A 24205-nucleotide genomic window follows, 5' to 3' on the forward strand; every position below is an offset into this window, starting at 1 on the left:
TTATTTCGGATCACAACGATCCGTTTTCAAACTTGAAGGTGTTTTTTATTTGTCTCATCTTATGGGGTCAGTCCCCTAGGAACTGGGCTGTTTTTATTATTGGCCTGTTGTGCTGGAAGGATTAGTTGTATCACTTGATCCTGTTTCAGTCGAAGATTCAGCAGGAAGCTTTAAATGCGTCCGTAATTCATTTTGTACGTTAGCTAGATTGGTTTGATCTGGCTCAAAGTAATACGTTCGATTTGGTCCTAAATAAAGATCTGACCCTTTAATAGAAAGTGTTTCTGTGTCGTCTCCCTTAAACCCGCCGTAGATTTGCTGAAGCGCTAGACCTTCTGTGATACGGAAGTTGGTTGAAATGTGATCACTGACTTCTTTGGCGATATTATCGACGTTCGCAATGTTATTTGGCTTCGACATTTGATCAATCATTGCACGTAAAATTTGTTTCTGACGATCATTACGTCCAAAATCACCTCGTGGATCTTGTTTTCTCATCCGTGCGTAAGCAAGTGCTTCTTCCCCGTTTAAATGCATATTGCCTTTTTTGAAATAAATCTTTTTCGATTTTTTCACATCACTTTTTTCATTGAAGTCAAATGGAACATCGATATCAATTCCACCGACTTCATCAATGACATCCTTGAATCCGTCAAAATCAACGGTCGCATATTTATCAATCGGAATATTCAAGAATTGTTCGACAGTTTCGATCGTTTCGTCTTTACCGCCTTTAGCATATGCTGCATTGATCTTTTCTTTACTTCCTGTCGTGTCACTTGCAAGCTGTACGCGTGTGTCACGAGGGATACTAACCATTTTCATCGTTTTGTCTTGAGGGTTAATTGTTGCGACAATAAGTGAATCTGAACGGCCATGATCACCATCTGTGGCATAATCCTCAATTCCGACAAATAGCACAGAGAAGGGCTTCTTTTTAATATCAATGACCGCATCACGAAGCTTCGATTTCTCTCCGCGGTCTAGTTCATCATATGTTTTGTCAGCAGCTTGAAGTGTATTGACTATTTTATAGACTGCAAATCCGCCCATGCAGATGATAAGAAGCAAAAATAAGACCAGGATACGTTTGAAAATTTTCTTCTTCTTACTCTTTTTCTTTCGTACACGCACTTTTACTCGTTGTGCCATTCATCTGTCTCCTTTATCGGACCAATGTCCTTTTCTAAATAAATCAGTTCGCCTTCTTTTGTAACACTTTTTCCATTTGTCAGCTCAGTCATCCATTCGATGAATTGCTCTGTTTGTGTTTCTTCTACATATGTCTCAAAAATAACATCTTCTGTATAATGAATTTCTTTTAGCTGAAAAGATGAGGCTCTAAGCTCATTCTCTACCTTTCCAAGCCATGTATAATCTATTGTTGTGTGCATCGTACGCATTAAACAGCGCTCTACCATTCCAACATGGTTGATGGCTTCTGATACAGATTTTCCGTAGGCACGAATCAAACCACCGGCGCCTAGCTTAATACCGCCGAAATAACGAGTGACTACTACGACTGTATCTTTCAGCTTCCGTTTTTTTAACACTTCAAGCATTGGCACACCTGCTGTACCACTTGGTTCACCATCATCATTCGCTTTTTGAATCAGGTCATGTTCTCCAATGAGATAGGCAGAACAATTATGTGTGGCATTCCAATGTTGTTTTTTAATGGATTGTATAAATGCTTGTGCTTCTTCTTCTGAGACAGCACGCTGTATATGACAAATAAAACGTGATTTTTCAATGACGATCTCATGCTCGCCACGGCTTTTTACTGTAAGATAGCGATTCAGCAAAAGACATACCCTCCTGAAAAGCAAATTGTAAGACTAGAGAAAATTTGCATTGGTTTTAGAATTTTACAGCGTATTTTGTTATGATGATAGGGGTAGAAAAAGGGTCGTCATAAAAACTTCATGATTTATACGCATTCTTTCATTATAATTCGACATAAAATGCAGATCAATGACATTTATAATAAAAAAAGATGACATCACTGTTACGGGAGGGAAAAGCCATGACAACACCTAAAATGGATCCGAAATTATTGGATTCAATCATCATGAAAATGCTAAGTACAGTTGATGGCAGCAAGGACGAAGTATTTAGGATAGGCGAACAGTCCCGTCAACAATATGAAAGCCTTGTAGAAGAGCTGAAGCAAATCAAACAGCAAGTAAACGAAGTAATTGATTTTGGGGATAAACTAGAAGTCCATACGAGACATGCTAGAAATCGTTTATCTGAGGTCAGCAGAAACTTCAACAAATTTAGCGAAGAAGAAATACGGGAGGCCTACGAAAAAGCACATAATCTGCAAGTGGAACTCACCATGATCCAGCAGCGCGAAAAGCAGCTGAGAGAAAGAAGAGACGATCTGGAAAGGCGATTGTTAAGCCTGCAAGACGTCATTGAACGCTCTGAAACGCTTGTGAGCCAGATCACAGTGGTTCTCAACTATCTCAATCAGGACTTACGCCAAGTTGGCGTGTTACTTGAAGATGCTCAAGCAAAACAAGATTTTGGACTTAGAATTATTGAAGCCCAAGAAGAAGAACGTAAAAGGGTATCCCGTGAAATTCATGACGGTCCGGCACAGATGCTGGCAAACGTGATGATGCGCTCTGAATTAATTGAACGGATTTTCAGAGATCGTGGGACAGAAGAAGGCTTTAAAGAAATTAGAAGTCTCAGACAGAATGTGCGAAATGCTCTGTACGAAGTGAGAAGAATCATTTATGATTTAAGACCAATGGCTTTAGATGATTTGGGTCTCATTCCGACGCTAAGAAAATATTTAAACACAATCGAAGAGTATGATGGAAAAACCAAGATCACGTTCCAATGCCTAGGGGATACAGAAAATGAAAGAATTGCTTCTCAATTCGAAGTGGCACTGTTTAGACTAGCCCAAGAAGCTGTCACAAATTCATTGAAGCATTCCGAAGCTGAAGAAATCTCTGTAAAAGTAGAAGTGACGAAAGACTTTGTCACGTTAATTATCAAAGACGATGGAAAAGGCTTTGATATGAAAGATGTGAAAACAAACAAAAACAAATCCTTCGGTTTACTTGGCATGAAAGAACGCGTAGACTTACTGGAAGGTAAAATGACCATAGACTCAAAAATAGGTCTAGGGACATTCATCATGATTCGCGTGCCATTAACATTGCAAAATAAAATTGTAAAATAGAGACAAAAGACATATTGACCATAAAGTTCAGGTGTAGAACAATAAACATGGGGAGGCGTAGCTTGTGACTAAAGTAAATATTGTAATTATTGATGATCACCAATTATTCCGTGAAGGTGTTAAACGGATTTTAGATTTTGAACCTACTTTTGAAGTAGTTGCAGAAGGAGACGACGGTGACGAAGCTGCACGTATCGTAGAACACTATCATCCGGATGTTGTCATTATGGACATTAATATGCCGAATGTAAATGGTGTAGAGGCTACAAAGCAGCTAGTTGAGCTTTATCCCGAATCAAAAGTCATTATTCTATCTATTCATGACGATGAAAACTATGTGACACATGCATTAAAAACAGGAGCAAGAGGTTACCTGTTAAAAGAAATGGATGCAGACACGCTCATTGAAGCAGTGAAAGTCGTAGCTGACGGAGGATCTTATTTACATCCGAAAGTTACTCATAACTTAGTAAATGAATTCCGTCGCCTAGCGACTAGCGGCGTTTCAGCACATCCGCAGCATGAAGTATATCCTGAAATTCGGAGACCACTTCATATCTTAACGAGACGTGAGTGCGAAGTACTTCAAATGTTAGCTGACGGAAAGAGCAATAGAGGAATTGGTGAGTCGCTCTTTATTAGTGAGAAAACAGTCAAAAACCACGTGAGTAACATTTTACAAAAAATGAATGTAAACGACCGTACACAAGCTGTTGTTGTAGCAATTAAGAACGGCTGGGTAGAAATGAGATAATATTCCGGACAAGCACTCCTTTTTCGCCTGTTTTTGATTCTCTCACATGTTAATTGGAGAGAAATGATAGGTAGATAAGGAGTCTTTTTCGGATATAACGGGCTTGCCTATTGATTAGGCAGGCTTTTTTGATTACTATTATAAATCTAATGAAGCACAATGAATATTCTTTAAAAATAAAAAAGAGCAACTTAACGGACAAGGAAGGTATTTAAGAATGAAAATAGCCGTTGTAACAGACAGTACTGCTTATATACCACAAGAGCTGCGTGATAAACATCATATTCATATGATCCCTCTTAATGTCATTTTTGGCAACGAATCATACCGTGAAGAAATAGAAATGGATTGGAAGACATATTATGAAGAAGTCAAAAAGCATAAAGACCTTCCAACCACCTCTCAGCCTGCTTTCGGTGAACTAATAGAATTATATGAAAAACTAAGTGAAACATACGATGCAGTGATTAGTATTCACCTTTCTAGTGGAATTAGTGGAACATATAATAGTGCAGCCTCAGCAAATGACCTAGTTGACGGAATTGATATTTATCCGTTTGATACAGAAACTAGCTGTATGGCGCAAGGTTTTTATGTGATAGAAGCTGCTGAAAAAATCCAAGCTGGTGCTTCTCTAGAAGAAGTGTTAGCCCATCTCAATTACCTGAAAGAGCATCAGAGAGCTTATTTTATGGTAGACGATTTAACTCATTTACAAAGAGGCGGCAGATTAAATGGTGCTCAGGCTTTTATTGGGAGCCTCTTAAAGGTAAAGCCTATACTGCATTTTGACAACAAGCTAATTGTCCCTTTTGAGAAGATTCGTACACGGAAAAAAGCCATTTCACGTATGTTTGAATTATTTGACGAAGATGCATCACGCGGTGTCCCGATGAGAGCAACAGTGATACATGGTAATAGAGAAGAAGAAGTAGACGATTTAATTGCGCACTTATCAGAAAAATATCCTCATGTTGAATTTTATAAAAGCTATTTTGGTGCTGTAATCGGCACTCATCTAGGCGAAGGCTCCTTAGCTCTTGGCTGGGTGATGAGATAAATCCTAAAAACCCCTTTTCTCTTAGAAAAGGGGTTTTGTTTTTCTTTTTTAGCTATTGGACGAAAGATCATGTCTTTGCGCATAATAGGCAAACATCAGTTGAAAGGTGTTTGTTGAAATTGAACATGGACAAAGCAATGGAACTAGGGCAGCACCTGCAGTCACGTCACCTGCTTACTGCTGAAACAAGATGCTCGCAGTCTGATTTGAATTGGTTGGAGGAGAAGGGGTTAGTTATGCGAACACCTGCTATTGAGAGGAAAGCAAATGGTCTAATTTGCTGCAGATGTGGTGTATCAAAAAATTGGTACTTTGCCCACTCTCCGTGTGACAAGTGTCAAAAAGATTGTGTGTACTGTAGAGCATGCATCATAATGGGGAAAACAAAGGAATGTGGCTTTCTTTATGAATGGACGGGTCCACAAATGGAAGAACCATGTCACACGGAATTAACATGGCAGGGAAACCTGTCTAAAGGACAAAAAAGAGCATCAGAAAAATTAATCGAAGCGATAAAAAGCAAATCTGATTTACTCATCTGGGCAGTTTGCGGGGCAGGGAAAACAGAGGTGCTTTTTCACGGAATAGAATATGCCTTATATCAACGAATGAGTGTCTGCATTGCGACACCTAGAACTGATGTTGTCCTTGAACTAGAGCCGCGGCTTAAGAAAGCATTTCAAGGACTGAACATAGCTGTTCTTTATGGAGGAAGTCCTCAAAGGTTCCAAATAGCACCGCTAGTCATCGCTACAACTCACCAGTTGATGAGATATAAACATGCATTTGATGTGCTCATTATTGATGAAGTGGACGCCTTTCCTTATTCAATCGATGAACGTCTCCAATTTGCTGTTTTAAAGGCAATGAGAAAGAAGGGGGTTAGGGTTTATTTAAGTGCGACGCCGTCTAAAAAAATGATAAAAGATGTATTTTGCGGACAACTAGAAGCGATAAAAATTCCTCTGCGCTTTCACCAACAACCTTTACCCGTCCCATCCTTTCATTGGGTTGGAAATTGGAAGAAGAAATTAAAGAAGAATCAGCTCCCATCTAAAGTAATGAATTGGATGCAGAATCATATTACAAAAAAGAGAAGAACTTTATTTTTTGTTCCTTCTATTTCTACTATGAAGAAGGTAACGAAGGTTCTTAGAAAGCACCACTTAAATGTAGAAGGGGTGTCTGCTGAAGATCCAGACAGGAAACAAAAGGTTCAGCAATTCAGAGATGATAAATACGATGTACTAGTTACAACCACAATTCTAGAAAGAGGCGTAACGATTCCAAATGTACAAGTGGGGGTACTAGGTGCAGAATCTACTATCTTTACAGAAAGTGCACTTGTTCAGATTTCTGGTAGAGCAGGTAGACATCCTGATTTTTTTAAAGGAGATGTTTTCTTTTTTCATTTTGGTTTAACGAGAAATATGAAACAAGCAAAGAAGCATATTGTAAAAATGAATGATACAGCTGAAAAAGAGTTCTCTGAAAAATAATGTGGGTTCAACTAAATTTCATGGTACATTTATATTCACAATACACAAATGGCAGGAGAGACAATTATGCTACTCAATGCAAAAGAAACACTTCTCAAGGAAATCCTCTATCAATATCTCAACCAATTAAACATGATTTGTCACTGTGAAAAGTGTATAGAAGATGTATTAGCGATTTCACTGAATCAAGTGAAGCCTCAGTATATAACAGACATCGATAAAATATCTTACAGTAAATCGGAGATGGTAGACAAACAGAAGAATACGGCCATGCTGGTCATCCTGACAGAAGCCGCTTCAAAGGTCTCCACATTTCCAAGATGCGAAAATCGACTGCCAATAAATAAGGATAACAATTGATCTGCCAAATTTGTGAGGGGCATTTTGTCGCTTCTTTTACATGGAAATCATTACTTCTATTAAATGAAGATCGTCTATGTATAGCATGTAAGCATCGCCTAGAAAAAATTCAACGCCCGATTTGTCCAGCTTGTGGGAGAGCGCAGTCGAATGATCAATTATGTCAAGACTGTTCCAGGTGGAAAGAACGTCTTGATTCTACTACAGTACTTGTGAAAAATAGGTCTGTCTATGCTTACAACGATTTGATGAAAGATGTCCTTTCCCGCTTTAAATTTCGAGGTGATACAGCATTAGCTGAGCTTTTTAAACAAGATGTCCAAGCGATATTTAAGCGTTCCTTTTCAATTAAAGAACCTGTACTGATCCCGATTCCTTTAAGTAAAGAAAGACTAAATGAAAGAGGGTTTAATCAGTCCGTTATACTTGCTTCCTTGATTGGTCAGCCGATCCAGCAGCCGCTTGTGAAAATACATCAAAGCAAACAGTCCAAGAAAAAGAAAAATGAACGTTTAGATCAAAAAGGAATGTTTCAAATCAATCAGACAGATGCCATCGTTCAAAGGGATGTTATCTTAATTGACGATATTTATACAACAGGGGCTACCATTTATGATGCGGCGAGAATTTTAAAAGAAGCAGGTGCGAAAAGTGTTTCCTCATTTACGTTGATCCGTAGTTAAAATTCAGGATAATTAACCGATAATAAGAAGAGAAAATAACGTAAGGGGTTTTGGTTATGAATCAATTGGCAAACTGTCCACAATGTAATCAGCTGTTTTTAAAAACGACCATCCAAACGGTTTGTAACAAATGCTTTGAAGAAGAAGAACGTTCTTTTGATATCGTTTATAAATTCTTGCGAAAGCAAAGTAATAGACAATCAACCATTGCTGAAATAGTAGATGCAACAGAAGTTGATGAAGAATTAATCTTGAAATTTATCCGTTTGAAAAGACTTCAAATTAGCCAATTTCCGAATATCAACTATCCTTGTGAAAGATGTGGCCAACCGATCAGAAAAAACAAGCTCTGCAGCCAATGTGAACAGGACATTCATTCGCAAATGAGTCAAATGAACCAAGAAGAAGAGCGTAAAAGGGAGATTGAATCTAGGAAAAAAGACACCTATTATGCCATTAATCCTAAAAACGATTGATTCCCTAAACTAAGTTGCAGTTTGGTCGATAAAATGGATAGAATCAAGACAGACTGTAACGGAAAGCGAGAGGAATCCCGTGAAAATTAATCGATATGGAACACAGCCAGTAAATCCTTACAAGAAAACATATGAGAAACAAACGTTGCAATCAAATCAAGCGAAATCAACTGATAAAGTCGAAATTTCTAAAAAGGCAATCGAAATGCAAAAGGTGCCGAATATCATGAAAGAACGCCAAGATAAAATAGACCAAATTAAAAAAAGCATTGAAGCCGGAACATATCAAGTAGATACAAAGGGCATTGCTGATAAAATGCTGAATTTTTATAAACAACAATAACAAAAGGGAGTAGCGTGAATGTCAGTTAAAATAATCATTGAAGAGCTGCATCGTCTCTATGGATTGCATGAACAGCTTTTGAAGCTGTCGAAGGATAAAACAGAAATGCTGAAAAGCAATGAGATTGATGCTCTTTCAGAGGTTCTGAATTTAGAACAAAAATATATTCAGGCCATTTCTCAATTAGAAGAAAAACGAATTGAAGCGACAGTTCAATTTTTACAAAGTGATGAACCGCCAACCATCACCGCGTGTATCGAAAAGGCTGAAGGTTCGGATCAAGAAGAGCTCATTTCGTTATATGACAAATTAAATGACATCATGGTGGAACTGAAAGATGTAAATGAACTGAACAAACAGCTCATTCAGCAGTCGCTTCAATTTATTTCACTGACATTCGAGCTCGTTAACCCTAATAAAGAGAATATGAATTACGGACAAAATGGTCTTGAGAGTTCAAAGCCTAAACAGCAGAGGGCTTTGTTTGATTCAAAGGCGTAAACAAGGAGGATACCAATGGGTTCTACATTCATGGGACTAGAAACGGCAAAAAGAGGAATCACAGCCCAGCGTGCAGGGCTTTATGTCACATCAAACAACGTCTCCAATGCAAATACGGATGGCTACTCAAGACAAAGAGTTACCTTTAAAGCAGATAATCCTTATCCAGTCATTTCAGTTTATGACGGCAAGACGTATGGCCAAATGGGGACAGGTGTTGAAGTTGGAACCGTTGAAAGAATTCGAGACAGCTTTTTAGATCTGCAATTCAGAGATCATAACAATAATTTGTCTTACTACTCAACAAAATCTGACGCCCTTTCGCAAATGGAGGGAGTTATGAATGATTTGACGGATGAAGGCTTAAATAGAGCCTTTGATAACCTTTGGAAATCATTACAGGTCCTATCCGAAACAAAAAATGCCGATACAGCGTCTGCGCGTACAGTTGTTAAAACAAGTGCACAGGCATTAGTAGATCAATTCCGTCTACTTAATTCGTCTTTAACAACGATACAAAAGAATTTAAAAACAGAACTCGACTCAACATCCAAAAATGTGAACACGATTTTATCTCAAATAGATGAAGTGAACAAACAGATTGCAAAAGTTGAGCCAAACGGATATCTTCCAAATGATCTATATGATACGCGTGATGCGTTAGTAGATCAATTATCTTCACTTGTTGATATTAAAGTGAGCTATAATCCATCTGGCGGGAATGCACTCAAAATTGCAGAAGGAACTGTCAACATCGACATTATCGGTGCAAATGGACAATCTGCTGGAACGATTTTGAATGGCATTACGAACGAAAAATCTGAACTGCAAATCTCCTATGATAATACAACGGGACTTGTTAACTCACTTCAATTCGGAACAACAACCATTGCAGCAGATCAGCTTCAAGTGAATGGTAAAGTAAAAGCACTTGTTGAGGCTTATGGCTACATGTCAAATGGTGCTGAAAAAGGCATGTATCCAGATATGCTTACAGAGCTGGATGAAGTAGCACAAGTATTTATGGATACATTTAACGATGTGCATAAGCAGGGGTACACGTTAAATGGCACAAGTGGACAAGACTTCTTTGATATTGAGAATAACAATGAATTGAATAAAGGCTTAGCTGCTCGTATCAAAGTGAGTGATGTCATTTTAGCATCGACAGATAATATTGCAGCATCTCTCAATCAAACACAAGGTGACGGTTCGAATGCCACAAAATTAGCAAATATACAAGACTTAAAGTTACCAATCGGTGGCAATACAACAACGATCCAGGATTACTACCAAAATGTCATCGCTGAGATGGGGATTCAAGGGAAAAAGAACATGACGCTAGAAAGCAGTTCAGCCGCTCTTGTCAATTCAGCCAATGAACGTAGAATGTCGACGAGTGCTGTTTCCATTGATGAAGAAATGACGAATATGATCCAATTTCAGCATGCATATAATGCAGCTGCGAGAGTTGTGACATTACAAGATGAAATATTGGATAAAGTAATAAACGGCATGGGTGTCGTAGGAAGGTAGGTATAACTGATGCGAGTCACACAAGGTATGATTTCTCAAAACTCACTTCGTAATATTAGTAAAAGTTATGAAAAACTTTCTAAAATAAATGAGCAGGCACAAACAGGGAGACGTTTCACAAAAACGTCTGATGATCCTGTTGCAGCAGTAAAAAGCCTTCAATATAGCACAGCAATGTTTCGAAATGAACAATATCAAAAAAACTTAAATGAAGCACAGAACTGGATTGATACATCTGAAACAAGTGTCACTGAAATCATTGATATTATGTCAAATGTACGAGATAAAGTGCTTGATGCGGCTAATGGAACAAAGCAGCCAGAAGATTTAGCAGCTATCGGAGTAGAAATTAGTCAGATGAAGAAACAAATCATTGACGCGATGAACACTCAGATGTTAGGTAAATTCGTATTTAATGGTACGAATACAAATGTCAAACCAGTTGTTGAGAACGCAGATGGTACGTTTACGTTTAACTTTGAAAACTATACAGATGCAAATTCTGTTAAGTCGAACATTTCTGATGGTATCACTTTAAATGTGAACTCAAATCCAATTTCAGCGTTTGGTGGACAGTCTGCCAGCGGTCAAAATGTCATTGAAATGCTGACGGATTTAGAAAACTCATTGAAAAATGGAACGTTCGCAAATTCTGATGATGCGTTAGGAAGTATCGATCAGTTTAAAGAAGTGATGAGTGCTGAGCGCTCGGACTTAGGAGCCCGTTCAAATCGTGTTGACTTAGTAGGCAGCCGTTTGACTTCACAATTCCAAGTGCTGAAAGATGCTAAATCCGATAATGAAGATGTAGAAAGTGAAAAAGCGATTCTTGATCTTCTTCAACAAGAGACTGTGAATAGAGCAGCTTTAGCAACGACGGCTAAAGTTATTCAGCCATCCCTAGTCGATTTCTTAAGATAATAAAAAGCATCCGTTGGGTGCTTTTTTGCATCATGGAGGTGTACCAATATGCAAATCCCTAGATTGTTAATGCAACAAACCTATGCAAAGCTGCAAATGTCGACAACTCCATCCCGGCAAGAAGTAGAGCAGCCCAGAGCGGACCTTGAAATTCAGCAGCCCAAAGCTATTATGAATATCAAAAGGACACCGTCAAAATTAACTATAGATCAAACCGAGGCATTTGCCGATATGGATATCAAGTCGATTTTTAGACGTTCTGAGGAATGGGCAGCTGAGGGGAAACGTGCTGTTGGAGAAGGAATGGGCAGAAGAGCGGAAGAAGGTAGTGAGCTCATCAAGATTGAGAATGGTGGGAATGCAATTGCTGAGTTTGCCAAAATCAATGGCGCTCCTCCAGCCAAACAATTCACCATTGGTGTGATCCCTTCATTCTTTAGTGTGAAAATTCACTATCAGCCATCTGAGCTTCAAATTGATGTGGAGCCTCAAAAAGCTATCATAGAGGCAACGCCTCATAAACCAATCGTTAACTACCAGCCAGGTAAGGTCAATATCGATATGTTACAATACCCAGATTTAAAAATAGAAGTTGACGAAACGGGCCAAAATGGTGATAAGGTATAGTTAAGAAAAAGAAAAAGGTCGTGAATTATGATCATTCAAACAAAATACCATGGTGAAGTGACAATCAAAGAGGAGCAAATTATCAACTTCTCTAATGGAATACCAGGATTTCTGGATCAAAAACAGTTTGTCATTTTACCTTTATCAGACGAGTCTCCATTTTTAGTTCTTCAATCATTGAAAAACGCAGAGTTAGGCTTTATTGTCAGCAGTCCGTTTTTATTTTTCAATCAATATGAATTCGATCTAGACGAAACGGTCGTAGATATTCTAGAAGTAGAAGATGCGAATGAAGTGGAAGTCATGGTGATCTTAACAATGGAATCTTCTATTGAAAAAACGACAGCCAATTTAAGAGCGCCTATTATTGTGAACCGCAAAAACATGAAAGCCAAGCAGGTGATTTTGCATGATTCAGCCTATCATACAAAACATTTGTTAGAGGTGGCATCCTCATGTTAGTTCTATCTCGTAAATTAAACCAGTCGATTCAAATAGGCGATGATATTGAAGTTAAGATTATTTCAATCGAAGGTGATCAAGTGAAAATCGGGATTGAAGCTCCTAAGCACATTGATATTCACAGGAAAGAAGTGTACCTGTCTATTCAAGAAGAGAACAGTCGTGCTGCGAGTTTATCTTTAGATCTCCTCTCTCAATTATCCTCACAAAAAAAGTGAGGATTTTTTTATCGCATTCAGTTGTCCTTCTCCGTGTGAAAGCGTATCAATACAGATGTTCATAATCTATAGGAAACTTTAACAAATCGGTCCATCTATATTTAATTTGCAAATTCAAAGCCGATATAAAAGATAGATTAAAGCACAGGAGCTGAATAACTATGTCTGTTGGTAAATTGACATCGCTAGAGCCAATTATTGATGCATTTCAAACCCGTGTTTCTAATAAACAGAATGACAATGTAAACTCTGACTCACAAGCAAATGGCAAGGTCGTTTCAAAAGAAGAAATTGAAAAAACGCTTCAAGGGGCAAACAAGCTCATTGAGCCTACGCAATTTCATCTGCAATTTGAATTACATGAAAAACTCAATGAATATTATGTCAAAGTCGTAGATAACCAAACAGAAGAAGTCATTAGAGAGATTCCTTCCAAGGAATGGCTTGATTTCTATGCGGCGATGACAGAAATTGTCGGTTTATTTGTAGATAAAAGAATGTAATTGAAGGGAGAACATAAACAATGGTTAATCGAATTACGGGATTTTCGAATGTGTTTGATATTGATGAAATCGTATCAAAACTCATGAAAACAGAACAAGCACCACTTGATAAAATGACACGCCAGAAACAAACACTTGAATGGCAAAGAGACAGTTATCGTGAGGTCAATTCAAAGGTCAAAGAATTAGATGATCTCATTTCCAAACTAAATTTAACATATCCAAGTACTTATGGCGCAAAAAAGGTCACAAGCTCAAACGAATCTGCTGTCACAGCAACCGGATCAACAAATGCTACCTCTGGCTCGATTAATGTGACCCAACTAGCGACAGCTTCTGTATTCAAATCTTCTGGTACATCTGGATTTACTGCTGCAAACGGTACATTTACGTTTGAGGTGACGACACCAGATTCTACGACACCCAAAACAGTGACCATTAATACTACTGATACAGATACCCTTGATTCAATCATGTCAAAATTGAACAACTCCCAACTAGGTGTCACGGCTTATAAAGGCCAAATTTTTGATGGAACAAACTACGTGGATACGATTGCTCTGACTTCACGTACGACTGGTGAAGGTGTCAGTATTAAGGCTACGGATGGCAATTCTGCATCATTTTTAACGCAATTAGGATTCCAAGTGGATGGAGATAACAAATTAGTTGCGACCACTCAAGGGCAGAAAGCGCAATATGAAATTAATGGTCTCAAAATGGAAAATAACAATAATACATTCACGCAGGCTGGTATTACGTACGAGCTAAAAGGAACAACAGATAAGCCTGTCAGCTTAAACGTTTCAACAGATGTCGATACAATCTTTGATAAAATTAAACAATTTGTTGATAAATACAATGAACTTGTTGAGCAGGTCAATGGCAAAGTCAATGAAAAAAGAAATAGGGACTATCATCCTTTAACAGCAGAAGAGAAAAAAGCAATGTCTGACAAAGAAGTGGAGCTATGGGAAACGACAGCGAAGTCTGGCTTGCTGAGAAGTGATTCCATTTTACGAGGTGGTGCCTCTAAAATAAGAAGTGATTTTTATGCTGATATTACGACAAGTGATGCAAATAAAATTCATATCACACAAATCGGAATTACCACTTCAAATAAATATAAAGATGGCGGGAAGCTTGAAATTAATGAAGAAAAATTAAGAAAAGCCATTGAAGAAGATCCGCAGAAGATCAGTCAAATGTTTATCTCAGGTTCATTAAACGTGGATTCTAAAGACAAAGACAAAGCGCAGCAGCAATATAATGAACAAGGAATCATTCATCGTGTCAAAAATTCCTTATCAGCCTTCACGAAGAGCATCCAAACAAAGGCTGGCAGCACAACAATGGAATTAAAGGAATACGGACTGGGTAAGGACCTTGATTCTTTAACAAAACGAATGGATACATTCCAAGACCGTTTGAAACTTGTTGAAGCCCGTTACTACAAAAAGTTTAACGCCATGGATAGCGCGATTCAAAAGCTAAACAACCAATCTGGCTATCTTTCTCAACTGCTTGGACAATAATTGGAGGTTTATAACATATGGCAATTCAGAACCCTTATGCCGCCTATCAGAAAAATTCTATTGAGACTGCAACACCTGCCGAGTTGACGCTTATGCTTTATGAAGGCTGCTTAAAGTTCATTAGACTAGCGAAGTATGCCATTCAAAAAGAGGATGCAGAAACGAGAAATGTGAACCTGAAAAAGGCTCAAAACATCATTCAAGAATTAAATGTCACCTTAAATCGTTCTTATGACGTATCAAAGAGTATGGCAAGTATGTACGATTACATTTATCGCAGACTGATTGAAGCCAATCTTCAAAATGACGAAGAGATGTTGAATGAAGTAGAGCAATACGTAACTGATTTTCGTGATGCGTGGAAGGAAGTTATTCAAACCGATCGAAAAGGGCGCCACCACTCTATTGGAGGATCTCTATGAGTATTGTGGATCAGCTGCATGACCAAACATTAAAAATGGCAGCCGAAATAACGTCAAATCCGCAAAGTGACACCTTAGTTGAAGACTTTGATGCCTTTTTAATTGAGAGAGACGAATTAATGAGAGAGATTCAGCATGAGCTGACAGAGCAAGAAAAAGAAAAAATCAAAGAAATTATCCAAACAGATCAACAGATGGCAAAGCAATTAACTGTGATCCAAAATGGAATCAAAGCGGATATTCAAGCCATTCAAAAAAAGAAAACGAAACAGCTGAATTATCAAAATCCGTACCAGTCCATGACAAGTGACGGCGTATACTACGATAAACGGAAATAAATAGGTGAGATCTGTGGCGTATCGTTCAGATGACTATATTTTATTAACCACATATTATGAACTTCTATTTACGATAGAAGAGAGTCTAAAATATTTAGATGAAATTGAGAAGGATTTTGCTAAAACTGAAGGGGATCGGATCTTTAATGATCTGATCCATGCCTTCTTTCATTTAGAGACAACTCATCCCCTTCTGCTTTCAATTATAGAAAATGAGCACTTTGCCAAAACGATTCGTTCGTTTGATCAAATTTTTTTAAGTTTTGATATACTAGCTTTCTATACATTCCCTTCAATACACTTCCAATCATTCCTTACATCATATTTTATACCTGAATATAGAAAGTGGATGGATGAAATACATGCCTGTATGAGGCCGTATGTCATTCATTAATTTTTGTTCAATTCAGACTTTCGGAGGAAATTATGAGACTAAAAAATCAATTTTTATTTGGGCTTATTGTCATATGTGTATTGTTTGTCAGTATTTTAGGATTCTCAAGCTTTATCTATTACAAAACAGATCAATCCTACAAGACGCTTCTCAATAAAGAAGTGAAGCTTTATCAGACCTCACTGGAATTAGAGGCGCTTTTGCAAAAACAGGAAGCACAAATCAAAACCTATGTTGTCGTGCAAGATGCTGAAAATTTACAGAAAATTGAGCAAACATATGAAGAGATTAATAAGAAAACAACGGAAGCTGCAAACATGAGCACTGTCAAACAAGCAAAAAATCTATTAGATCAAATCTCAGAAAAGAATTATCTCTACTACACCTCAACGAACCGACTATTTAATTCATTGAATATGCAAAATCAAAAAGAATTCAACACACGCCTCAATCAAGAATTACAACCTATCGAACAAGAAATACATACCTTTACAAAAGAATTTGCTCAAACCCAGTTAAAGCAGCGTGACCAAAAAATCAATCAGCTCAACCAAGACAGTAGTCAATTACTATTCACTCTCATTCTAGTTAGTGCGGTTATTATTGTTGGCTTTTTGTTGATTGGGACAAGATTCGTTTATCGTATGACAAAGCCGATTGTGTCTGTCACAAATGCTGCAAGAAGGATGGCAGATGGTGACCTTACACTTGAAGAGATTGAAGTGACCTCTAAAAATGAGATTGGGCAGCTCGGTACTGCTTTTAATCAAATGACAAAGCATTTGCGTCAGCTCATTTTACAGGTGCAACAAGGATCAAGACAATTAGCTGATTCTGCTGCTCAGTTTGAGGAAACGATTCATCAAACCATATCAGCCAGTGAGCAGACATCTAGCTCGATTGAACAGGTTAGTGAAGCTTCACGTGAACAATCAGAGGCGGTCGGAAAAGTAGCTTCTGCCATTCAAGAAGTCTCGACTGGTATGCAAAATGCAGCTGAGCACACATCCGATGTTTCGGGTCACTCAATTTCAGTGACTGAAAAGGCTGAAGAGGGTGCAGCGCTTATTCAGCAATTCGTAAAACAAATGAGCTCTATCAAAGCGTCTGTGAACGAGCACCATTCCACAATGGCTCATGTACAAGCCCAGTTTACTGGCATTGAAGATTTGTTAAGTCATATCCATGCAATCGCTGATCAAACGAATTTGCTTGCTTTAAATGCTGCTATTGAAGCGTCAAGAGCGGGAGAGAATGGGAGAGGCTTTGCGGTAGTAGCAGATGAAGTGAGGAAACTGGCGGAAGAATCTAGTCAGCTGACAGATCAAATTAGTCAATTGCTCGGGAACGTGAACAAAGATACTGAAAAATCATCACATACGATGACAAAGGTTGAGCAGGATGTAGCAGAAGGTGTGAAAGTATCGCAATTGTCAGAACAGAGTTTTCATGAAATCCTGGAATCTATTCGTGATATTTCGATGAAAGCAGAGGAACTTTCAGCCACTGCTGAGGAGATTTCAGCTAGTACAGAGGAAATATCCCAGACGGTTGGGGTCATTGAAGAAGGAGCCAAACGCAATTCAGAAGAGACGGAGTACATGTCTGCGGCTGTTGAAGAATCATTGGCAGCAAATGAAGAAATGAAAGCAGCGGCAGAAGACTTAAAAACCTTATCTCAATCGCTGAAAACATCAATATCATCTTTCACCATTTAAATGTGTGCTGGTCTTTTTCAAGAATGAGCCGAATATATATTCATCACCTATCAAGCAACAGTTGAAGCACCGCAAAATTCGACAAATTTCAATAAATATTCACATTTTTTTTACGTTTGAGCAGGAGAAAAGGAGGGAAAAGTAGAAATAGGTTTACATATCCTTAATTTTAAAGGAGGCGTTCTTTACATGAATTACAATGTCAGAGGAGAAAACATCGATGTAACACCTGCACTAAGAGATCATGTCGAGAAAAAAATTGGAAAGCTGGAGCGTTATTTTGAGACAGACGTAGATGCTTCAGTCAACGTGAACTTGAAGTTTTACAATGATCAAGAATCTAAAGTTGAGGTTACCATTCCAATGACTGATCTAGCACTTCGAGCTGAGGTGCATAATGAAGATATGTACAATGCAGTAGACCTAGCAGCCAGTAAATTAGAACGTCAAATTCGAAAGCACAAAACAAAAGTAAACCGTAAATTCCGCGAGCAAGGTGCCAAAAAGCACTTATTTGCTGGAGGAAATGGGACGGCTGATGTAGCTGTTCAAGATGACGAAGAAATTGATGAAACAGAAATCGTCAGACAAAAACGTTTCAATTTAAAACCGATGGATAGCGAAGAGGCCATTCTTCAAATGAACATGTTAGGTCATAGTTTCTTCGTCTTCACAAATGCTGAGACAAATTTGACCAATGTGGTCTATCGCCGAAATGATGGAAAATATGGACTCATTGAGCCAAACGCTTAATCTGATCTAAAAATAACCTAAAAAAAGTAAACCCGTTCCCTCTATGAGGGGCGGGTTTTTTGTGCGAAATCATTGCAAATTCTTTGGAAATGAAGGAAGGTATGGTATGATAAATGCAGGTAAATATGGACCTGTCAATCTTTTGGACATGCCGAAAAATTGCATGAAATAGAGGAGCGTTATTATATGCTTGGAATCTTAAACAAAGTGTTTGATCCTACGAAACGTACGATCAGCAAATATGAAAAAAAAGCAAATGAAATTGAAGCTCTCGCTCAAGATTTCGAGAAATTATCTGACGAGGCTTTACGAAATAAAACGATCGAATTTAAAGAAAAACTTGAAAAAGGACAATCCGTGGATGACCTGTTGGTTGAAGCATTTGCAACGGTTCGCGAGGCATCACGCCGCGTGACAGGAATGTTCCCATTTAAGGTGCAGCTCATGGGGGGGATCGCGCTTCATGAAGGCAACATCTCTGAGATGAAAACAGGTGAAGGTAAAACGTTGACTTCAACAATGCCTGTTTATTTAAATGCTCTTTCTGGAAAAGGCGTCCACATTGTGACAGTCAACGAATATTTGGCAAGTCGTGATGCAGAGGAAATGGGCAAGATTTTTGAATTTCTTGGCTTAACGGTTGGCTTAAACTTAAACAGCTTAGACAAAGATGAAAAAAGAGAAGCGTATGCCGCTGATATTACGTATTCCACAAACAACGAACTTGGCTTTGACTATTTACGGGATAACATGGTTCTTTACAAAGAGCAAATGGTTCAAAGACCGCTTCATTATGCCGTGATTGATGAGGTTGACTCCATCTTAATTGATGAAGCGAGAACACCTCTTATTATTTCTGGACAAGCTGCGAAATCTACAAAGCTTTACGTACAAGCGAATGCATTTGTTCGTACACTAAAAATTGAAGATGATTTCACATACGATATTAAAACAAAAAGTGTTCAGCTGACAGAAAGCGGAATGACGAAAGCAGAAAAAGCATTCGGCATCGAAAACTTATTCGATGTAAAACATGTCGCACTGAACCATCACATCGCCCAGGCGCTAAAGGCACATGTTGCGATGCAAAAAGATGTGGATTATGTCGTTGAAGAAGGTCAAGTCGTTATTGTCGACTCTTTCACAGGACGTCTCATGAAAGGACGCCGTTATAGTGAAGGTCTGCATCAAGCCATTGAGGCAAAAGAAGGTCTCGAAGTGCAGAACGAAAGTATGACCCTTGCAACGATTACGTTCCAGAACTACTTCCGCATGTATGAAAAGCTTTCTGGTATGACCGGTACAGCGAAAACGGAAGAAGAAGAATTCCGTAACATTTACAACATGCAGGTTGTGACAATCCCGACCAATCAACCAGTGGTTCGTGATGACAGACCTGATTTAATTTACCGCACAATGGAAGGTAAATTTAAAGCAGTGGCTGAAGATGTTGCGCAGCGCTATATGACAGGGCAGCCAGTGCTTGTCGGAACAGTAGCGGTTGAGACGTCTGAGCTTATTTCTAAGCTGCTTAAAAATAAAGGGATTCCTCATCAAGTGTTAAATGCGAAAAACCATGAGCGTGAGGCACAAATTATTGAAGAGGCTGGTCAAAAGGGTGCCGTCACCATTGCAACCAACATGGCAGGACGTGGTACGGACATCAAGCTTGGCGAAGGCGTCAAAGAGCTTGGCGGTCTAGCTGTAATTGGGACAGAGCGTCATGAATCACGACGTATTGATAACCAGCTGCGTGGACGTTCTGGTCGTCAAGGAGACCCAGGGATTACCCAATTCTATCTCTCTATGGAAGATGAATTGATGCGCCGATTTGGTGCAGAGCGCACGATGGCAATGCTTGACCGCTTTGGCATGGATGACACTACACCTATCCAAAGTAAAATGGTGTCTAAAGCCGTTGAATCATCTCAAAAACGCGTTGAGGGGAACAACTTTGATTCACGTAAACAGCTTCTGCAATATGACGATGTACTTCGTCAGCAGCGTGAAGTGATTTACAAGCAGCGCTTTGAAGTCATTGATTCTGATAACTTAAAATCGATTGTGATCAATATGATTCAGTCTTCAATTGAGCGCGCTGTTGGTTCTTATACGCCGAAAGAAGAGCTTCCTGAAGAATGGAAACTAGATGGGCTTGTTGAATTAATCAACACGAACTATTTAGATGAAGGAGCCATTTCGGTTAAGGACATTTACGGTAAAGAAGCAGATGAAATCACCTCCTTTATTATGGATCGTATTAAAGAAAAATACGATGCAAAAGAAGAAACATATGGCGATGAACAAATGCGAGAATTTGAAAAAGTCATCGTTCTTCGTGCGGTGGATTCAAAGTGGATGGATCATATCGATGCAATGGATCAACTGCGTCAAGGGATTCATTTACGTGCGTATGCACAAACAAATCCGCTTCGTGAGTATCAAATGGAAGGATTTGCGATGTTTGAGCATATGGTCGCTTCAATCGAAGATGATGTGGCCAAATATGTCTTGAAATCAGAAATCCAAAACAACTTAGAACGCGAAGAAGTCGTTCAAGGTCAAACAACAGCTCATCAGCCTCAAGAGGGGGATGAGGAGAAGACAGTGAAAAAGAAGCCGGTACGTAAAGTCGTCGACATTGGTCGAAACTCACCATGTCACTGCGGAAGCGGCAAGAAATATAAAAATTGTCATGGGAAGACAGAATAAGTAATAGAAAGAGGTGAAAACCTCTTTCTATTCATGTCAGCCCCCATACATCTATGAGGTGAAGGATATGGAATTAGTAGAAATTAGACAAGAGCTTGAAAATATGGCTAGCAGGCTAGCTGATTTTAGGGGGTCTCTTTGACCTCGAAACAAAAGAAGCCAAAATTGCAGAACTCGAAGCGACAATGTCAGAGGCTGATTTTTGGAATGATCAGCAAAAGGCACAAGGCGTCATCAATGAAGCCAATGCACTAAAGGATAATGTGAATTCATACCATGAGCTCAGTGAATCTCATGAAGAGCTGCAAATGACACATGACCTATTAAAGGAAGATTATGACGAGGAGCTTCATGTAGAGCTTGAGAAAGAGCTGAAGAATTTAACCAAGCAATTTAACGAGTTTGAACTGCAGCTTCTCTTAAGTGAACCATATGATAAAAACAATGCCATCCTCGAGCTTCACCCAGGCGCAGGCGGTACTGAATCACAGGACTGGGGTTCTATGCTTCTGAGAATGTATACTCGATGGGCAGAGCGCAGAGGCTTTAAGGTTGAAACACTCGATTATCTTCCTGGTGATGAAGCAGGAATTAAGTCTGTGACATTGCTCATCAAAGGGCATAACGCATACGGGTACTTAAAAGCAGAAAAAGGCGTCCATCGTTTGGTTCGTATTTCTCCTTTTGATTCATCTGGCCGCAGGCATACGTCTTTCGTTTCCTGTGATGTCATGCCTGAGTTCAATGAAGAAATCGATATTGATATTCGAACAGAAGATATCAAAGTAGATACGTATCGTGCAAGCGGCGCCGGTGGACAGCACGTCAATACGACTGACTCTGCCGTTCGTATTACACACATTCCAACCAATGTCGTGGTGACATGCCAAACAGAAAGATCACAAATCAAAAACAGAGATCGTGCGATGAAAATGCTGAAATCGAAACTTTATCAAAGACGGATCGAAGAACAGCAGGCTGAATTGGATGAAATTAGAGGAGAGCAGAAAGAAATTGGCTGGGGAAGCCAAATTCGCTCTTATGTATTCCATCCGTATTCTCTTGTGAAAGACCATCGAACCAATACGGAGATGGGAAATGTTCAAGCGGTCATGGATGGAGATTTAGATTCATTTATCGACGCTTACTTACGTTCGAAATTATCATAAAAACTCGGCTTCTTGCCGGGTTTTTTTTATTGTGAGAAAATATAATGAATATAAAGGAATACATACGCCATACTGACTCTATATCCTTTGTATGATGAAATTAGCAAATAAAGGGGGAAATATTTTGGGATTAACACGATTACAAGAGACGTGGGATTTAGATGCCTTTTTTAAAGGAGGCAGCTCTTCACCAGAATTTAAAACATACTTGCAACACATTGAGCAGCTATTAGATGAATTACGACAAAAGGTCGATGCCTTTTCAAATGAAGATACACACATTGAAAATAGGTTAACGTCTGTCCTTGACACGTATGAAACCACATATAAAAAACTGTCTCAAGCAGGTTCATTTGTATCCTGTCTTCAATCGCAAAATACAAAGGATATGAAAGCTGGTAGTCTTCGAAGTACGATTGCTAAGCTGGAAGCTGATTTAGGTACCATTCTTGCGCTGTTTGATCAGGCGCTCGCGGCCATCTCTCCTGGAAAATGGGAAGATCTCATGAATTCAGAGGCCTTTTCAGATGTTCGCTACATATTAAATGAACGCAGAGAGCGCGTGAAGGATCAATTGCCTGTTGAGCAAGAAACATTGATTCAAAAGCTAGCCGTAGATGGCTACCATGCGTGGGATGAGCTTTATTCTAGCTTGGTAAATAAGATTACGATTCCGTTTGAACAACATGGTGAAACGCAGATGATCTCTGTTGGCCAAGCGGAAAATGCGATGGATGATTCAGACCGTGAAGTCAGAAAGGCTGTTTACCATAACCTAGAGCATGCATGGACGCAGGACGAACATCTATTTGCAAGCACGCTCAATCATCTGGCAGGTTTTCGTTTGCAAGTATATGAAGCAAGAGGCTGGGATCATATTTTAAAAGAGCCGCTTGATATTTGCCGGATGAAACAAGAAACCCTTGATGCTATGTGGTCTGTGATTGATGAACATAAACAGCCATTCATTGATTACTTACATCGAAAGGCTGACATGCTTGGAGTGGATAAGCTAAGCTGGTTTGATGTTGGGGCTCCTATTGGCAGTGAGACCAAGATCTATCCGTACCAGGAAGCAGCTGCTTTTATTGTGAAACATTTCGCTGGCTTTGGAGAAGAGCTTGCTGCCTTTACAGAAAAGGCCTTTAATGAGCGCTGGGTAGAAGCTGAGGATCGCCCGAACAAACGAGTAGGCGGTTTTTGTACAAATTTCCCTGACAGCGGAGAGTCACGCATTTTTATGACCTTCTCAGGCAGTCCATCCAATGTGGCGACACTTGCGCATGAGCTTGGTCATTCGTTCCATCAGGAAGTGATGCAGGATGTTCGTATTCTTAATCGCAAATATGCGATGAATGTAGCTGAAACGGCGTCGACATTCGCAGAAATGATTGTGGCTGATGCTTCTTTAAAAGAAGCGGCAAATGAAGAGGAGCGCCTCAGCTTGTTAGAGGATAAGCTGCAGCGGAGTGTCGCATTTTTCATGAACATTCAATCTCGTTTCTTGTTTGAACAGCGCTTTTATGAAGAGCGTAAACAAGGAGAAGTGCCGGCGGACCGGTTGAATGAGCTGATGGTAGAAGCGCAGAAAGAAGCCTTTGGCGACTCATTAGATGAATACCATCCGCATTTCTGGGCGTCTAAGCTGCATTTCCATATCACTGGTGTACCGTTTTATAATTTCCCATACACATTTGGCTACATGTTCTCACTAGGGATTTATGCAAAAGCCTTGCAGGCTGGTACTTCATTTGAAGAAAAGTACATTGCATTACTAAAGGACACAGCTTCAATGACAGTAGAAGATTTGGCCTTTAAGCACTTAGGTGTCGATCTTACCCAAAAAGACTTTTGGGAGGAAGCCATTAGCCTCGCTGTAGCAGACGCTGAAGAGTTTTTAGAAGCGACGAAAAAGTAAAAATGAAAAGCTCCCATTACGGGAGCTTTCAGACCGTAGACAAACCCCACCTTTACTTCAAGTAAAAGTGGGGTTTTCACATTTTTTTGATAAAAACATCA

26 protein-coding genes are annotated in these 24205 nt (G+C 39.2%); 24 read left to right on the plus strand and 2 right to left on the minus strand.

Annotated elements, in window-relative coordinates; all coding sequences use genetic code 11:
• Nucleotides 1–96: 96 nt before the first annotated feature.
• Both SB660_RS18250 and SB660_RS18255 read right to left on the minus strand, forming a co-directional pair.
• Nucleotides 97–1152: an LCP family protein gene (locus tag SB660_RS18250; protein WP_410583655.1), complete on the minus strand. Its 1056-nt coding sequence runs from the start codon at nucleotides 1150–1152 to the stop codon at nucleotides 97–99.
• On the minus strand, nucleotides 1137–1805 hold the full coding sequence (locus tag SB660_RS18255; RefSeq protein WP_058013556.1) for a YigZ family protein: 669 nt from the start codon (nucleotides 1803–1805) through the stop codon (nucleotides 1137–1139). Before SB660_RS18255 ends, SB660_RS18250 begins: the two co-directional genes overlap by 16 nt.
• 221 nt (nucleotides 1806–2026) lie before the next feature.
• Between SB660_RS18255 and degS the strand changes: the two genes are divergently transcribed.
• The 24 genes from degS to SB660_RS18375 all read left to right on the plus strand — a co-directional run bounded on the left by degS (nucleotide 2027) and on the right by SB660_RS18375 (nucleotide 24104).
• Nucleotides 2027–3202: a two-component sensor histidine kinase DegS gene (gene degS, locus SB660_RS18260; RefSeq protein WP_024719243.1), complete on the plus strand. Its 1176-nt coding sequence runs from the start codon at nucleotides 2027–2029 to the stop codon at nucleotides 3200–3202.
• 64 nt (nucleotides 3203–3266) lie between these two features.
• A complete protein-coding gene (degU, locus tag SB660_RS18265) occupies nucleotides 3267–3956 on the plus strand; it encodes a two-component system response regulator DegU (RefSeq protein WP_008348273.1) in 690 nt (229 codons plus the stop codon).
• A 217-nt stretch (nucleotides 3957–4173) separates the two neighbouring features.
• Nucleotides 4174–5016: a DegV family protein gene (locus SB660_RS18270; protein ID WP_058013557.1), complete on the plus strand. Its 843-nt coding sequence runs from the start codon at nucleotides 4174–4176 to the stop codon at nucleotides 5014–5016.
• A gap of 119 nt (nucleotides 5017–5135) precedes the next feature.
• On the plus strand, nucleotides 5136–6515 hold the full coding sequence (locus SB660_RS18275; RefSeq protein WP_410583659.1) for an ATP-dependent helicase ComFA: 1380 nt from the start codon (nucleotides 5136–5138) through the stop codon (nucleotides 6513–6515).
• Nucleotides 6516–6581: 66 nt separating this feature from the next.
• Complete coding sequence (gene comFB, locus SB660_RS18280) at nucleotides 6582–6875, plus strand: late competence protein ComFB (protein ID WP_106066158.1); 294 nt, start codon at nucleotides 6582–6584, stop codon at nucleotides 6873–6875.
• Nucleotides 6872–7558 (plus strand): ComF family protein, encoded by a 687-nt coding sequence (locus tag SB660_RS18285; RefSeq protein ID WP_180310006.1) that lies wholly within the window; start codon nucleotides 6872–6874, stop codon nucleotides 7556–7558. The genes comFB and SB660_RS18285 overlap by 4 nt, the downstream gene beginning before the upstream one ends.
• Before the next feature lie 56 nt (nucleotides 7559–7614).
• The gene (locus tag SB660_RS18290) at nucleotides 7615–8034 is read left to right on the plus strand and encodes a TIGR03826 family flagellar region protein (protein WP_034660147.1); all 420 of its coding nucleotides are present in this window, start codon (nucleotides 7615–7617) and stop codon (nucleotides 8032–8034) included.
• Nucleotides 8035–8113: 79 nt separating this feature from the next.
• Nucleotides 8114–8377, plus strand: a complete 264-nt coding sequence (flgM, locus tag SB660_RS18295) for a flagellar biosynthesis anti-sigma factor FlgM (RefSeq protein WP_003213252.1) — start codon at nucleotides 8114–8116, stop codon at nucleotides 8375–8377.
• Between the two features lie 18 nt (nucleotides 8378–8395).
• Entirely contained in the window at nucleotides 8396–8878 is a 483-nt protein-coding gene (locus SB660_RS18300; RefSeq protein ID WP_169055792.1) for a flagellar protein FlgN, read from the plus strand.
• 15 nt (nucleotides 8879–8893) lie between these two features.
• Nucleotides 8894–10414: a flagellar hook-associated protein FlgK gene (gene flgK / locus SB660_RS18305; protein WP_410583662.1), complete on the plus strand. Its 1521-nt coding sequence runs from the start codon at nucleotides 8894–8896 to the stop codon at nucleotides 10412–10414.
• Between the two features lie 9 nt (nucleotides 10415–10423).
• On the plus strand, nucleotides 10424–11335 hold the full coding sequence (flgL, locus tag SB660_RS18310; protein WP_058013562.1) for a flagellar hook-associated protein FlgL: 912 nt from the start codon (nucleotides 10424–10426) through the stop codon (nucleotides 11333–11335).
• Nucleotides 11336–11383: 48 nt separating this feature from the next.
• Nucleotides 11384–11962, plus strand: a complete 579-nt coding sequence (locus SB660_RS18315) for a DUF6470 family protein (protein ID WP_306011280.1) — start codon at nucleotides 11384–11386, stop codon at nucleotides 11960–11962.
• Nucleotides 11963–11989: 27 nt separating this feature from the next.
• Entirely contained in the window at nucleotides 11990–12424 is a 435-nt protein-coding gene (fliW, locus tag SB660_RS18320) for a flagellar assembly protein FliW (protein ID WP_058013563.1), read from the plus strand.
• On the plus strand, nucleotides 12418–12642 hold the full coding sequence (gene csrA, locus SB660_RS18325; RefSeq protein WP_058013564.1) for a carbon storage regulator CsrA: 225 nt from the start codon (nucleotides 12418–12420) through the stop codon (nucleotides 12640–12642). Before fliW ends, csrA begins: the two co-directional genes overlap by 7 nt.
• 161 nt (nucleotides 12643–12803) lie before the next feature.
• Entirely contained in the window at nucleotides 12804–13145 is a 342-nt protein-coding gene (flaG, locus tag SB660_RS18330; RefSeq protein ID WP_058013565.1) for a flagellar protein FlaG, read from the plus strand.
• Nucleotides 13146–13165: 20 nt separating this feature from the next.
• The gene (locus SB660_RS18335; protein ID WP_410583666.1) at nucleotides 13166–14680 is read left to right on the plus strand and encodes a flagellar hook-associated protein 2; all 1515 of its coding nucleotides are present in this window, start codon (nucleotides 13166–13168) and stop codon (nucleotides 14678–14680) included.
• 17 nt (nucleotides 14681–14697) lie between these two features.
• On the plus strand, nucleotides 14698–15102 hold the full coding sequence (fliS, locus tag SB660_RS18340) for a flagellar export chaperone FliS (RefSeq protein ID WP_058013567.1): 405 nt from the start codon (nucleotides 14698–14700) through the stop codon (nucleotides 15100–15102).
• Nucleotides 15099–15440 carry a flagella biosynthesis regulatory protein FliT gene (gene fliT / locus SB660_RS18345; protein WP_339164063.1) on the plus strand — a complete coding sequence of 114 codons (342 nt, stop codon included), beginning with the start codon at nucleotides 15099–15101 and terminating at the stop codon, nucleotides 15438–15440. Before fliS ends, fliT begins: the two co-directional genes overlap by 4 nt.
• A 13-nt stretch (nucleotides 15441–15453) precedes the next feature.
• On the plus strand, nucleotides 15454–15834 hold the full coding sequence (locus SB660_RS18350) for a DUF8042 domain-containing protein (RefSeq protein WP_058013569.1): 381 nt from the start codon (nucleotides 15454–15456) through the stop codon (nucleotides 15832–15834).
• A 32-nt stretch (nucleotides 15835–15866) separates the two neighbouring features.
• The gene (locus tag SB660_RS18355) at nucleotides 15867–17552 is read left to right on the plus strand and encodes a methyl-accepting chemotaxis protein (protein ID WP_410583669.1); all 1686 of its coding nucleotides are present in this window, start codon (nucleotides 15867–15869) and stop codon (nucleotides 17550–17552) included.
• A 189-nt stretch (nucleotides 17553–17741) separates the two neighbouring features.
• Nucleotides 17742–18305: a ribosome hibernation-promoting factor, HPF/YfiA family gene (gene hpf, locus SB660_RS18360; RefSeq protein ID WP_003213481.1), complete on the plus strand. Its 564-nt coding sequence runs from the start codon at nucleotides 17742–17744 to the stop codon at nucleotides 18303–18305.
• Between the two features lie 186 nt (nucleotides 18306–18491).
• Complete coding sequence (gene secA / locus SB660_RS18365; protein ID WP_012011417.1) at nucleotides 18492–21017, plus strand: preprotein translocase subunit SecA; 2526 nt, start codon at nucleotides 18492–18494, stop codon at nucleotides 21015–21017.
• Between the two features lie 67 nt (nucleotides 21018–21084).
• Nucleotides 21085–22186, plus strand: a protein-coding gene (gene prfB / locus SB660_RS18370; RefSeq protein WP_126741946.1) for a peptide chain release factor 2 whose coding sequence is annotated in 2 segments (ribosomal slippage) — nucleotides 21085–21156 and nucleotides 21158–22186 — 1101 coding nt in all. Because the reading frame shifts where the segments join, the coding sequence is not laid out codon by codon here.
• Between the two features lie 124 nt (nucleotides 22187–22310).
• On the plus strand, nucleotides 22311–24104 hold the full coding sequence (locus SB660_RS18375; protein WP_058013573.1) for a M3 family oligoendopeptidase: 1794 nt from the start codon (nucleotides 22311–22313) through the stop codon (nucleotides 24102–24104).
• The last annotated feature ends 101 nt before the right edge of the window (nucleotides 24105–24205 follow it).

The sequence above is a fragment of the Bacillus sp. SIMBA_005 genome (genome assembly GCF_046535585.1).
GTDB classification, from domain to species: Bacteria; Bacillota; Bacilli; order Bacillales; family Bacillaceae; genus Bacillus; species Bacillus pumilus.